Annotated in this window: 10 protein-coding genes and 1 pseudogene; 8 read left to right on the plus strand and 3 right to left on the minus strand. The window is 60.3% G+C overall.

Features of this window, described 5'->3' with window-relative positions; all coding sequences use genetic code 11:
* Positions 1-213 precede the first annotated feature (213 nt).
* Positions 214-1,566, plus strand: coding sequence for a purine-cytosine permease family protein (locus P0D73_RS39255; RefSeq protein WP_408181578.1), 1,353 nt, complete (start codon positions 214-216; stop codon positions 1,564-1,566).
* A 376-nt stretch (positions 1,567-1,942) separates the two neighbouring features.
* On the opposite strand, the gene P0D73_RS47045 is transcribed toward P0D73_RS39255, so the two are convergent.
* Positions 1,943-2,857 carry a reverse transcriptase N-terminal domain-containing protein gene (locus tag P0D73_RS47045; RefSeq protein ID WP_459252087.1) on the minus strand — a complete coding sequence of 305 codons (915 nt, stop codon included), beginning with the start codon at positions 2,855-2,857 and terminating at the stop codon, positions 1,943-1,945.
* A gap of 661 nt (positions 2,858-3,518) precedes the next feature.
* A complete protein-coding gene (locus P0D73_RS39265; protein WP_408181577.1) occupies positions 3,519-4,238 on the minus strand; it encodes a FadR/GntR family transcriptional regulator in 720 nt (239 codons plus the stop codon).
* Positions 4,239-4,381: 143 nt separating this feature from the next.
* Here P0D73_RS39265 and uxuA point away from each other — a divergent pair, with 143 nt between their 5' ends.
* From uxuA to P0D73_RS39295, 6 genes are all read left to right on the plus strand, one after another.
* The gene (gene uxuA, locus P0D73_RS39270; RefSeq protein ID WP_408435379.1) at positions 4,382-5,431 is read left to right on the plus strand and encodes a mannonate dehydratase; all 1,050 of its coding nucleotides are present in this window, start codon (positions 4,382-4,384) and stop codon (positions 5,429-5,431) included.
* Between the two features lie 51 nt (positions 5,432-5,482).
* On the plus strand, positions 5,483-6,517 hold the full coding sequence (locus P0D73_RS39275; RefSeq protein WP_408320060.1) for an ABC transporter substrate-binding protein: 1,035 nt from the start codon (positions 5,483-5,485) through the stop codon (positions 6,515-6,517).
* Between the two features lie 84 nt (positions 6,518-6,601).
* Positions 6,602-8,128 (plus strand): sugar ABC transporter ATP-binding protein, encoded by a 1,527-nt coding sequence (locus tag P0D73_RS39280; protein WP_408435381.1) that lies wholly within the window; start codon positions 6,602-6,604, stop codon positions 8,126-8,128.
* Entirely contained in the window at positions 8,125-9,060 is a 936-nt protein-coding gene (locus tag P0D73_RS39285) for an ABC transporter permease (RefSeq protein ID WP_408320056.1), read from the plus strand. Before P0D73_RS39280 ends, P0D73_RS39285 begins: the two co-directional genes overlap by 4 nt.
* A complete protein-coding gene (locus tag P0D73_RS39290) occupies positions 9,057-10,070 on the plus strand; it encodes an ABC transporter permease (protein WP_408320054.1) in 1,014 nt (337 codons plus the stop codon). Before P0D73_RS39285 ends, P0D73_RS39290 begins: the two co-directional genes overlap by 4 nt.
* Positions 10,071-10,094: 24 nt before the next feature.
* A complete protein-coding gene (locus P0D73_RS39295; protein WP_408320052.1) occupies positions 10,095-11,003 on the plus strand; it encodes an SMP-30/gluconolactonase/LRE family protein in 909 nt (302 codons plus the stop codon).
* Between the two features lie 55 nt (positions 11,004-11,058).
* Here the strand turns inward: P0D73_RS39295 and P0D73_RS39300 are convergent, their stop codons facing one another.
* Positions 11,059-12,027 carry an ABC transporter substrate-binding protein gene (locus P0D73_RS39300; protein WP_408181636.1) on the minus strand — a complete coding sequence of 323 codons (969 nt, stop codon included), beginning with the start codon at positions 12,025-12,027 and terminating at the stop codon, positions 11,059-11,061.
* A 301-nt stretch (positions 12,028-12,328) separates the two neighbouring features.
* Here P0D73_RS39300 and P0D73_RS39305 point away from each other — a divergent pair.
* Positions 12,329-12,925: pseudogene (locus tag P0D73_RS39305) on the plus strand (transposase); the annotation flags it as partial.
* Positions 12,926-13,726 lie beyond the last annotated feature (801 nt).

Below are 13,726 nucleotides of genomic sequence, written 5' to 3' on the forward strand. Positions count from 1 at the left end.
TCTCGGGCCGGTTGAATTGCGCGCCCGGCCCCGTGATCCCTAAGTGCATTTTCGCGAATCAGATCGTGCGGCGCCATGCGCCGCACGCGGACGCACACGTCCGTCATTTTGTGCCGTACCGGTTGTCTTTCTTTCACTCGTCGCCATGGCACCGAACACGGTCGCTATCACGGCGTCGTTCCCAAACCTGCAGATGCATTGAGGAGCACGATCATGGCCAATCTGGCCCAGGAACCCGCCGAAAGCGATCTGGATCAATCGACCATCGCTATACAGGAGAACGCCCGCATGCCGGCGTTTTCGCTCACGATGGCCTGGTGGGCGGTTTGCAGCGCGGTGTTCTACATTGTCGTCGGCGCAACGCTTGCACTCAATTACGGTGCGCGCAACGCGTTGATCGGGATGGCGCTATCGGTGGTGTCGTACGGTATTGTCAATTCCATCATCAGCCGCTACGCGGTTCGCACCGGCCTGTCCGTCGCGCTATTTTCGCGGGTCTTGTTCGGCAGCGCAGGTGCGGCGCTCGCCACGTTGATCTTCTTCGCGACTGCGATCTACTACGCGGTATTCGAAGGGTCCGTGATCGCTGTTGCGGCGCACAGTCTTTTTCCTGTGCTCGACTACCGGTGGGCGGCGCTGATCGTCGTTTGCTACAGCGTGCCACTCGTGTTCGGCAGCGTGCAGCACTGGCTCGACAAGTTCAACGGCGTACTGTTGCCGTTCTATCTGCTCGGGCTGGTCGCTGCCGTCGCGCTGGCTACCCATGAATATGGCTACAACGCAGCGTGGCTCGACTTCGGCCCGAAAGGCAACGCACCGGCCAACGGCTGGTGGAGTTGCTTTGTCTATTACATGGGCGTCTGGGTGCTGATGATGTTCACTTTCGACTACGCCCGTTTTGGCCGCAAGGAGGACGCGGGTTACCACGGCCGCTTCAACTTTGGCATGCCGTTCTATCTGGTCACGTTCCTGCTGAATGGAGCGGTCGGCATCTATCTGGTCAGTACGATTCCAGGCCTCGGCACACTTTCGGAAGTATCCGTTGTGCTTGCGCTGCTCAAGCTGATGGGGGTCTGGGGTCTGCTGTTCGTGTGGGTAACGCAGTCGCGCATCAATACCGCGAACTACTATCTCGCGGCCATCAATATGCAGGCTTTTTCTCAGAAAGTACTCGGCCTTCGCGCGCCGAAGTTCGTGTGGGCGCTGGTTGTCGGCGTGGCTGTTTATGCCTTGATGATGGCCGATGTATTTTCGAAGATCCTGCAGGCGCTGGCGTATCAGGGAATCTTCGTGGTCGCGTGGGTCGGTGTGGCGCTCGCACACATCCGTTCGACACGCTACGACGAACTGATCGGCGGGGAAGTCGAATGCCGCGATTCGCACGTGCCTGCTTTCAATCCAGGCGGCCTGACCGCATGGTTTGCAGGTGCGTTCGCCGGTCTTGTGTTGATGAATGTCCCGGGACTTGTGCAGTCGTTCTCCGCGCCAGCAAGCTTTCTCGTCTCCTGGCTTGTGTACCGGGGCATGCTCACTTCGGCCAAACGAACGTGGTTCGTGCGTGGCTAGAGCGCAGGCAGACATCGAAGGCGGTGATCTGCCTTTGCGTCGGTACAGGGTACCTAGTCGCCAGGAGCAGATGATGGCCAGCGGAGTGTCGCTGGTCTAGCGCCGCATTGTGTTTTGGTACGCTGTCAGGAAGACTCACAGCCGGCGCAGGTCCGAACATCCATTTGTTTCAAACCAAATACCGAAGTCCGCCGTTATCGCCTGCGATCTGCATCAGCGACCGACCGCACAGGCCAAAAGACTCAACATGAAGGCCTCACTGCCCACCATCTCTCATTGGCCGTGATGTGCCCCGTGGCGGGCAACTCGGCAGAGGTTGAGGTTCTGGTGCAAATAGGCGGTCCGGGTCGTTGTGTTTCGTATAACTAAGTAAGTCTTATCGAACCGTCAGGACGGCATCCCACACAGCGGGCGCAGCGGTATCCTTGAGGCTTAGCTTCGCGAGGTTGAAGTGTCCTTTGCAAATGCGATGCATGAACTCTATGCCTGCCAGAGTGATGAAGCACTGTTCGATGGCGTCGGCCGTCGAGCGCTCGGGCCGGAATCCATAGGAATTCGGGGCCGCCAGTGTCTCCGCCACCGGTTCCAGAGCGAGCTTCCATAACGCCTGCATCGCCCGGCACTGCATACAGGGAATTCCCAGCGGACGCTTCTTGCCGTTACTCTTTGGAATGTAAACGCGTCGCAGCGGCATCACACGATAGCCGCGATGTCGAAGTGACAACATTCCGTTCCATCTGGCCGCCGGAGATGACCATATCCTGCCGTCCACCCCCAGCGTTCTCTTGCCGCGATTCTCCGTCACCCGCTTCACGGCTAACATCTTGCCGCTATGCGAGCGGGTTAGCAGACGTTGCAATGCATTTACCTTGCCCCATCGGCCTTCCCGAACTGCCTTGGCGATACGCACCTGAAGTCGTTTTACATCTGCCTCGACGTGCGACCAGTTTGCCTGATCCCACATCTGTGCAGCGCGCGAGGGCGCACCAGCCCCGGTCGCTTTCGCGCCGATCGCCGTCATCTGCCTTCCCTCGTATAACGATTGGTCAAGGTTCTCTCGCCATGAATGACCGCAGGGAAGTCTGCCCGCTTTCGCGTCGAGCGATGTTGCAGCCCGTATCCCGTCCATTACAGCCGGGCATTCGCTTTCTCCGCATTCCTTTACCCACAGCGCCAACAGCGTTCCTTGCGGTTCGCCTGCCGATGCCGGCAGCACTATGGGCTTACCCTGTTCCGCATGAATCTCCGAGCGGGGCGGACCCTTCCTCTTCGCCGGCGGCTGATTGTCCATGGCGGCCCAGTATTCAAAGACCACTCCTCACCGCGTACCGTTTTGGTTCAAGCCTGTCAGCACGTTTGGCTTGTTCAAACTCACGACGTTTAGCGGAAGTTCACATATGTTGGTCGTATCCACTCATCCCTTGCTCCTCTCCGCCTTCGTGCTGGCAGATTCCGCCTTGCCTCGCGGCACGGCGTACCGGCTACCCGGCGGCTACGTTGTCCCCGAAGCTTCACACCGAGCTGTTACCAACTCCGCATGTCCGGGTAGGGAACGGTTGATGGAACAACCGGTTTCATCAGGTCATACCTGCACCTGTGAGACAGAAACTCACGCGACTTGCAGGTCGCACGAATACCTGTTTGGCGAGATCAATGCCGAGAATATCGATTTCCATGATGAACCTCCATCCAGACGTCCGGTTGAGTCGATTAGTGTCCCCCGGGGGAGGCGTCGGGTCCATCTCAGTAATTTCTGGCGCTCATCGCCCACAGAGCCCTGTCCAGCAAGGATCTCCTGTGCTGCAACATTTCCCCGAAACACGGATTCACCAAGCCTCTGATAGATAACCGTTTTTAGACACTAACTGTCAGAAATTGAACGAAAAGGACGATTACCTCATTCTCGCGCCGAGGCGTTCCGTACTCGCGTTATTCCGACCGTAGTCATGCATCTAGCCATTGTCCGGCGGAGCGCCGTCCGGTGAATCCGCGAACAGTGTGTGATGCACATTGCGCAGATGCGCGCGCATCGCATTTTTCGCCGCGCGCGCGTCGCGATTCAGGATCGCCTCGCCAATTCGTCTATGGTCCGCGTTCAGCGCGACAGGAATGTTCTCGTCGGCATAAAAGGTCTCGAGATGAGTGAACATGGGGCTGTAGCGCTTGTTCCAGAGAACCGTCATCACCTCGGTCAGCACCGCGTTACCGGTCATTTCGCTGATAAGCAAGTGAAAGCGCTTGTCCTCGTCGAGAAACGCGGCGTTGTTCACCGATTGCGCCTCCAGCATGCCGATGGTTCGCGCCAGCGCTTCTCGCTGCGCATCAGTGCCGTTTTTGGCTGCAAGCGCGGCGATCTCGCCCTCGATCACCGCGCGCGCGGACAGCAAGTCCGCCGCGCTGAACTCCGCGTCCATCAGCGCGGGCTCGATGCGGGCTTCGCCGGGGTGACGGACGAACACGCCGGTGCCGGTGCGGATTTCGACCCAGCCTGCTATCTCGAGTGCGATCAGCGCTTCGCGCACCGACGACCGGCCAACCCCAAGTTGTTTCGACAGTTCGCGCTCGGCCGGCAATGCCTGCCCTTGTTGAAACGTGCCGTCCTTGATAAATCCGATGAGCAACGTCGAAATCTTCTGGTACAAGCGCTCCGCTTTGAGGCTCGGCAGTTCCATCTCTTCACTCCGTCAACTGAATTGCGCGCCCAAAAGTAAGCCGCTATACTGTTTTTGCGGTCTAGTGGCCTGACCACCCGACCAAAAAATTGCTTTTTGTAAGCATAGCATCCCTTCGGGACGGGTCCTTAATAGGCAACGGCATGAAGATGACTTTTCGGTGGTTCGGCCGGGACGACCCCGTCTCGCTGGACTATATCCGTCAGATCCCGGGCATGTACGGCATTGTTTCGGCCATCTACGACGTGCCTGTCGGGGAAGTCTGGCCGCCCGAGAAAATCGTCGAACTGAAGGCCACCGTCCACGCGGCGGGCCTGGCAATCGATGTGATCGAGAGCGTGCCGGTTCATGAAGACATCAAGCTTGGCAAGCCCTCGCGGGACGCATTGATTTCGAATTACGCGCGCACGCTGCGCAATCTGGGCGCGGCCGGAATCAAGGTCGTTTGCTACAACTTCATGCCGGTGTTCGACTGGACCCGGACCACGCTTGCGAAGTGCCTGCCCGACGGTTCGACCACGCTTGCGTTCGACGTGGACACGGTCGCCAGCATCAATCCCGACGACGGAATCCAGTTGCCCGGCTGGGATTTGAGCTACGACGCAGGCCAATTGCGCGCGCTGCTGGCCGAATATGCGTCCTGCAGTGAAGAGCGCCTCTGGGCAAACCTCGAATACTTCTTACAGCGCGTTATTCCCGTGGCGGAGGAAGCCGGAATCCGCATGGCAATCCATCCTGACGATCCGCCGCGACCCATTTTCGGCTTGCCGCGTATCGTCAAGAATCGCGCGGATCTTGAACGCGTACTTTCCATCGTGGATAGCCCGGCGAACGGGCTCACGTTATGTTCCGGCTCGCTCGGCGCAGATACCGCGAACGACGTCGCCGCGATGGTCCGGGAATTCGCCGCCCGGGGATGCATCCCGTTTGCGCACATGCGCAACGTCAAGGTGAACGATAAAGGCGATTTCCATGAGACCGCGCATCGAACGGCTGATGGTTCGCTCGACATGGCGGCGATCATGCAGGCCTACAGCGATGCGGATTACACCGGGTATATCCGTCCGGACCACGGCCGAATGATATGGGGCGAGACGGGCAAGCCAGGTTATGGCCTCTACGATCGCGCCCTCGGCGCGGTCTATCTGAACGGGCTCTGGGAAGGCATCCGCAAGGCAAGGGAGCTGGCCTAGCCCCAACTCGGCATCAAAATCGGAAACGCTGTCATAACAGGAGACAAATGGATGATCGGTTCAGGAAGGCATGTGTGCGCCGTGCTCGCGCTGGCGTCGTGCATGGTGGCGTCTTCGGCGCACGCACAGGTGGCGGCTGGCGATACGTCGCAAAAGAAGATCGCACTGTCCAATAGCTTCGCGGGCAACGCCTGGCGGCAATCGATGCTCAAGAGCTGGGCTGCGGTATCGACTGTTGCGGTGCAGGAAAAGAAAGTCGCCGCCGCGCCTGCGTTTACGACCGCCGAGAACCAGGTGACGGAGCAGGCCCAGCAGATCCAGAACCTGATTCTGCAGGGCTATAACGCGATCGTGATCGACGCCGTCTCGCCCACCGCGCTCAACGGTACGATCAAGAAGGCTTGCTCCGCCGGCGTCGTCGTGGTGTCGTTCGACGGCATTGTCGATGAACCGTGCGCGTATCGTGTTAATTTCGATTTCCGCGGCTGGGGCGAGGCGGGCGTCGACTATCTCGCCAAACGTCTGAACGGCAGGGGCAATATTCTCGAAGTGCGAGGCGTGGCGGGGATCTCCGTCGATAACCTCATGCACGAGGGTGTGCTCGCGGGACTGAAGAAGTACCCGGGCATGAAGCTCGTCGGTTCGGTGAACGGCGACTGGACGCAATCGGTGGCGCAGAAGGCGGTGGCCGGCATCCTGCCGACGCTGCCGCAAGTCGATGGTGTGGCGACCGAAGGCGAGATGTCGTTCGGCATTGCGCAGGCCTTCACGGCGGCCAACCGGCCGGTGCCGCCGATGATTATTGGCAGCACGTATGCGGAGCTCAACTGGTGGAACGAGCAGTCGAAAAACGGCTATCAGTCGCGTTCACTGTCGAATCCCCCGGGCGCGGTATCGTTTGCATTCTGGGTGGCGCAGCAGGTGTTGGCCGGCAAGAATATCCCGAAGGACGTGACCATCAATGTGCCGCTCCTCGATATTTCGCAGGAACAGTTGCAGGCGAAGCTCTCGGCGACGCCGCAGGGCGGCATCAGCGACGTGACCTACACGTTGCCGCAAACGGTCGCGCTGCTCAGCAAGAAGTAAGCTGAATGCGCCCGCCCGCGGCGGGCGCATGAGCCCGACCCAGGCGGTTATGTGGTGTCGGAACCAGACATGCGGAGCATGTGAATGGGCGAAATAAAAAATACGCCAGAGACGGAAGAGACAGGGCGCGAGGCGCTGATCCGGTTCCATGGCATCGGCAAGACATTCGGCCGCGTGCGCGCGCTGACTGACATCAACTTCAGCTTCCTGCGGGGCGAGTGCGTAGGCATCGCCGGGCATAACGGCGCCGGAAAATCGACGCTCATGGCCGTGCTCGCGGGCGTCTTCGAACCTACGCAAGGGCACATCGAGGTCGATGGCGAGTCGTTGCCGGGCTACGACGCCAACGCCGCGCGCCACGCCGGCGTGCGCTGCGTGTTCCAGGAGTTGTCGCTCTGCGCGAACTTGAGCATCGCCGAGAACATGTGCATCGTGCATCCGCAACTGCGTGGGCGCAGTTGGCGGCGGCGGGCGACCGCTCTCATGCGTGCGAAGCTGGAAGAAATCTTTCCCGGCAACGGATTGAGCGGCAACGAACTGGTCTCCGACCTCACGCTCACGCAGCGGCAGATGGTCGAGATCGCCCGGGGTTTCACTATCACCGATACCTCCGTGCGTCTCGTGATTCTCGACGAACCCACCTCGTCGCTCGATGCGCATACCGCGGAACAGTTGCTTGCCTTCGTGCGCAAGGCTGCGCAGGGCGGCATCACGTGCCTGCTTATCACTCACATGCTCGGCGAGATACAGCGTGTGGCGGACCGCGTGATAGTGATGCGCGACGGGAGCATTGTCAGCGTGCTCGCGCGGGACAATCTCAGCCGCAAAGCGATCATCCTTGCGATGGGCCAGCACCTCGAGGTCGACAAGGCGTCGGCCGACCAGCGTGCGCGCCTTCAACGCGCCGACGGCCCGGAGTACCAATGGGCGCTCGGCGCGGGACGGCGAACGAAGATCGACGCTTCGCGCGGCGAGGTGATCGGCTTTGCGGGGCTCGCGGGACAAGGGCAGACGGAGGCGCTGCTAGCCATCTACGAAGCCGCTACCAGCCGCGGAGCTGGTCGCGCGAAAGTGGCTTTCGTGGCAGGCGATCGCGGGCGCGACGGTGTGTTTCCCGTTTGGTCGATCGCGCAGAACCTCGACCTCCGCTGGTTGAGCGGCGGTATGGCTGAAGCGGGCAGGGCCGGGGCGAAGCGCTTGCCGATTCGAGGGCTCGTGGATTTTGCGGCGGCGCGCGCGGTCGTCGAGGCGTGGCGCGTGAAGATCGGGATTCGCGGTGCATCGATGAACGCGGGCATTCTCTCGCTGTCCGGCGGTAACCAGCAAAAGGTGCTGTTCGCACGCGCGCTCGCTTCGGATGCCGATCTGATCCTGATGGACGATCCCACTCGCGGTGTCGATGTCGGCACCAAACGAGACATCTATCAACTCGTGCGCGACGAAGCGGCGAAGGGCCGCACCTTCATCTGGTACACGACCGAGAACGAAGAACTGACGTATTGTGACCGGACCTATGTGTTTCGTTCGGCATCTGTCACGCGCCTGCTGCACGCCGACGAATGCACGGAGGAAGCACTCCTGGCCGCCAGTTTCGAGGAGCATGCCCCTTGACGTTTGCGATTACCCAGGCGCGATTGCGCGCGTTGCTTCCGGCCATCTCGCTGGTCGCCGTGCTCGTGCCGATCCTGTGCCTGCAGCCAGCAACGATGAGCTATTTCGGTTCGAGCCTGTTGCTGAACCTTGCCGTGCCTATCGTGCTCGCGACGCTCGCTCAACTCGCGATCATCACGGTCAACGACCTGGATTTATCGATCGGGCCATTTGTGAGCCTCGTGGCCTGCATTGGCGCGACCCTGCTGGTGAAGCAGCCGTGGCTCGGCGTACTGACGCTGGTGGGCTGCGTGCTGGCGTACGCAGCGGTCGGGGCGCTGATCGAGCTGCGGCAGATTCCATCGATTGTGGTGACCCTTGGCCTGGCGTTCGTCTGGAGCGGGCTCGCGATCGTGTTGCTGCCCTCCCCGGGCGGCACGAGCCCCGAGTGGCTCGGCACGGCGATGAACTACCAGACACCGTGGATCGCAGCACCTATCGTCTGGTCCGCCCTGATCGCAGTGCTTGGGCATCTGTTACTGATGCGCACGTCGGCGGGCGTCCGGATTCGCGGAGCCGGGGGAAATCCACGCGCGATGCGTCGTTTCGGCTGGTCGCTCGTGCGCAGCAAGGCGACGCTTTACGGCATCGCGGGTTTGTTCGGCGTTTTGTCGGGTTTGTCGCTTCTGGGCCTGACCACCTCTGCCGATGCCAATCTCGCTTTGCGTTATACGCTGCTGTCGATTGCGGCCGTGATCCTGGGCGGCGGGGAATTCGTCGGCGGGCGCGTGTCGGTGATCGGTGCGGTGCTGGGCGCGATCACGCTGACGCTTGCCGCGTCGTTTCTCGCATTCCTGAATATTTCGTCGGACTGGCAAGTCGGCATGCAAGGGGCGATCCTGATCGTCGTGCTGTCGTTGCGCGTGATGCTGCAACGCGGAGACCACCAATGAGCCCGCAAACATCCAGCGAAGTGCGCAGCGATAAAGAAGCGACCGTTGCGCTGGTGCCCAGATCCGGCTGGTTGGCCCGGCTCAAAAGCGTTCAGGCGCCGTGGGCCTGGTCGTTCGCGGGTGCGGTTCTGGTCTGGCTGGCCATCGTCTTGATCTTCGGGTTTTCGATTGCGACCAACGTGGCCCAGACGGCGCTGGTGTACGGCGTTTTCATGGTGCTGGTGGGTCTCGGGCAGATGCTTGTCATCACGTCCGGCGTGGGCAACATCGACTTGTCGGTGCCGTCCACGATCGCACTCGCGGGCGTTGTCAGCATGCACGTGATGAACGGGTTGAACGGCCAGATCGTGCTGGGCTTCGCGGCGGTGCTCGGCGTGGGTATCGCGGTCGGGCTCGCCAATTACGCGCTGATCCGCCTGCTTCGCATTCCGCCGATCATCGCGACGTTGTCGTCCAGCTTCATAATCCAGTCGCTGGCAATCACGCAGGGGCGTCAATTGCCGCCGCCGCCTGCTGCGCTCGGGGCGTTTGCAGCCGGTCGCCTCGCGCAGATCCCGTACATTGCACTGGCGGCGTTTGTGTTGTCGCTTGCGCTCGCGTTGCTGCTGCATCGTTCCATCTACGGCCGCCGGCTTTCCGCCATCGGACAGAACTCGCGCGCTGCATGGCTCGCAGGCGTCGATGTGCATTGGACGCGTTGCATTGCCTACGTGCTGTCATCGGTGATTGCGGCGGTCACCGCGCTGCTGCTCGCGGCGGTCTCCGGCGGCGCGTCGCTCGACATGGGCGTGGAGTACATGTTGATATCGATCGCCGTTGTCGTGATCGGCGGCACGCTCGTCACAGGCGGCAAGCCGACCATCGCCGGGGTCTGGGGTGCATCGATGTTCCTGTTTCTCACGAATGCCGTACTCAATGCGGTCGGCGCCGATTCGGGCGTGCGCTCGGTGGTGTACGGTTTGCTGATCATTGTCGTAACGGTCGCGGCCGGCGGCAAGGCGTTGCGATAAAAGCGCGTTCAAAAGGACAAGATAGTGAAATCTGACGAACTTGAAGTACACGATCCCCGTTTTCGCACGCTGGTCCAGCCTAATGCGCCACTGCAAAGGCTCACCGACGAATGCCTGTGGGCCGAGGGGCCGGTGTACTTTCCGGCGACCGACTTGCTGATCTGGAGTGATATCCCCAACAACCGCATGTTGCGATGGGCGCCGGGCATGGGCGTGGGCGTCTACCGGTCCAACTCCAATTACAGCAACGGCAATACGCGCGACCGCGAAGGACGCCTGTTAAGCTGCGAGCACGGCGGCCGTCAAGTCACGCGCACGGAGCACGATGGCAGCGTTGTCGTGCTCGCGTCGCATTACGAAGGCCGGCGACTGAATTCCCCGAACGATCTTGTTGTTGATTCGCACGGCGCGATCTGGTTCACCGATCCTGACTATGGAATCCTGAGCGATTACGAAGGCTTTCGCGCATCGAGCGAAATTGGTAGTTGCAATGTGTATTGTGTTTCGCCAGACGATGGACGCGTGTGCCTCGTTGCCAACGACTTCGTTAAGCCTAATGGACTTGCGTTTTCGCCGGACGAAGCACGTCTGTACATTGCGGACTCCGGTGCGTCGCATGATGTGGATGGGCCGCGCCATATCCGCGTCTTCGACGTCGCCAGCGGCGGAGCGTTGCGCAACGGACGCATATTCGTGGAGATGGAAAGCGGCGTGCCGGATGGCCTGAGGACGGACGAACACGGCAATGTATGGACGAGTGCGGAAGACGGTGTGCACTGCTATGCGCCAGATGGCACCTTGCTCGGCAAGATCCTGATTCTCGAAACGGTGGCCAACCTGACCTTTGGCGGCCTGAGCCGCAACCGGCTGTTCATTACAGCGAGTTCATCGGTGTATGCGCTGCATGTTGGTGTTCGGGGCGCCGCACGCTGAAGCAGAAACAACGTACAGCGCCGGCCAATCAAGCCGGCCGGCGCTTGTGGATTCGTTACTTGCCTGCCACGACTGCAACCACTTCCTCGCGCGTGTATTCCTTGTTCGCGAGCGAGCCCGGCGGCGTTTTTGCCAGCACGGCGTCGAGCTCTTCCGGCTTCACTTGGAGCACGGGCATACGGATGTCGTGCGGCATCTTCTTGCCTGCCAGCAATTGCTGCGTCACCCAGAATGCAAACGTCGACGCACCCGGCGGAATGGTTACCGACATGGTTTCATAGCCGCTCTTCTTCTGATCGGCCCACCACGCGAGTTCTTCCTGGCGATTGCCGAGGATGATGATCGGTGTCGGCCTGCCGGCTGCCTTCAGCGCCTGTGCTGTGCCGAAACCATCGCCGCCTTGCGTGAGGACGCCGTCGATTTTCGGCAACGTCGGCAAGATGCTCGCCACTTCTTTCTGCGCGACTGTTTGTGTCCAGTCGCCATGTACCGATCCGACTACCTTCAGACCCGGATACTTTTTGAGCTCCTCGACCATGCCTTGATGAATCTCGTCGTCGACCGACACGCCGGCCAGTCCGCGGATCTCGAGCAGGTCGCCCTTGCCATTGAGTCGCTTCGCCAGATAATCCACCTGCATTCTGCCCACGCCCTGGAAGTCGACGGCGATTCGGTATGCGCAAGGCTCGGTTGCGATGCCGTCGAACGACACGACCGTCACGCCCGCGGCGCACGCCTGCTTGATCACGCCGTTAAGCGCGGTGGGGGACACAGCGTCGACCGTTATTGCCTTGAAGCCCTGGAGAATCAGGTTCTGGATTTGCTGGACTTGCTCGGTCGCCTGGCTTTCGGCCGTGGTAAATGTGGGTGCGGCTGCCACCACTTTCTGTTTGACTGCGACGTCCGCGACGTCGGACCAACTCTTGAGCATCATCTGACGCCAGCTGTTGCCGGCGTAGTTATTCGATAGCGCGATTTTCAGTGACGATGTATCGCCTGTTGCCACTTGGGCTGACGCCGACATCGCGAACCCGGCAAAAAACGCGACGCTGAAAATCTTGCAAGCCAGTCTGCTTGATCGCACGTGCTGTCTCCTTTCGTATGTAATGTGATTCAAGCGCCGACGACGGTTCGAGCCGCGCTCGTCACTGCATCATTTTGCCGGATTTGAGGGCATACGTGCCATGACTATCGAGGTATTTCGGACGCCGGCACAAAGAGGGCGATGAAAGAAAGCCTGCGAACTCACGTGACGAACCGGCCTTCTCGAATGCGATGCACCAGTTCGATGCCTGATTGATATTGTCAAGTTGAAGAACGGTACGCACGGTCTGCGAGGCTTGCTGACGGAGTGCGGCGAGGTTATGGGCTGCGGGCGTGCGACTCTGGACAAGGCGATACCGGAAGTGTTCGGCCGTATTGCAGAGCGCCTGCCATCGGCGCTGATCAACACGTTGCGCGAACAATGGAACGGGCTGGCAAAGCTGGACGAACAGATTGCAAATATCGAGCGGCGTATGCGCGAGTGGAAGAAGGAAGACAAGGCTGTGAAGGCGATCAGCGAGATTCCTGGCGTGGGACTGCTTACAGCGCCGGTAGCAGCAGCGATGATGGATGATGCGAAATCGTTCAGGTCGGGCCGTGAGTTTGCCGCATGGGCAGGGCTCGTACCGAAGCAAACCGGCACCGGCGGCAAGGTGACCCTGCACGGGTATTGTCGGGTAGCTGGGCGCGGTTACCCGCGTCCAACGGGTCGTGCAGGCAGTGTCGCGTCGACTCGGTTCAAACCGCTTCGACGCATGCGTAGGTGTCTATCTGACGGAGAGCCACAGCACGCCGACCGCGATGGTCAGGACGGTCAGTGGCGGGCCCACCTTGAAGTAGCTCCCGAAGGCGTCCTTCGCTTTCACTCGCTCCGATAACGATATGCGCCATCACGTCGACAGTCAGCGGCAACGGCGATGTCGGCGCCGATCCTAACAGGCTCGTTGTCATTCGAGACGTACTCCGAAGTATCGATTCGTCTGGCGTTGCCCGTCGGAAGTTCGTCGCTTTGCGTAGTGCCGGATGCGTTGCAGGTGTGCTTGCGGAAAAAATAGCGATAAAAGAACTATCGTGGACCGAGCCAACTTTGGTCAAGGGAACGTGCCGGAAGGAGCCGAGCGTACAGGTCATCGCAAACTACGCGGATGGATCGCCCGCGAATGTGTTCTGTGCTCTTCAAAGGTGAGACCTAAGGGGCCGTCGCACTGCACGTTGGTGCAGGAACGACGGATGTCCGGCCAACCTACTAGAAGCGCGTTCTCAAGCCAATACGAGGTATTTTGCGTGGAGCGCCTTCGTGGCTGCCGTCGATCGAAACGACGTGAAATTTCTTGGTGCTCAACGCCGGCTCGTATCGGTTTCGGCAACATGTCCGTGCCACCAACTGGTTATTCTTCACGCCAGATTCGCCGGGTTCGTGGGAGACGTCTTCAGTGATTAGATTGGCAGAATATCCGTACGTGTCCAATCGTGACCGTATCTGAACGCGCGCGGATGTGAAGGTGCTGAACGCGATTTATAGTGGGTTCAGATGACGTCGGCGTGAAGCCGATAGGCAACGACCCATGGCAACAGTTCGTCGGTGCGATTGACTCGGTTGACGGGATACTCTGCAATGAGAATATGCGCGCGCTTCCCGTGCTAACCCTTTGAGTGGGCGTTCCATCGGGGTAAGAGGG

This window comes from Paraburkholderia sp. RL18-101-BIB-B (assembly GCF_046026985.1).
Classification (GTDB): domain Bacteria; phylum Pseudomonadota; class Gammaproteobacteria; order Burkholderiales; family Burkholderiaceae; genus Paraburkholderia.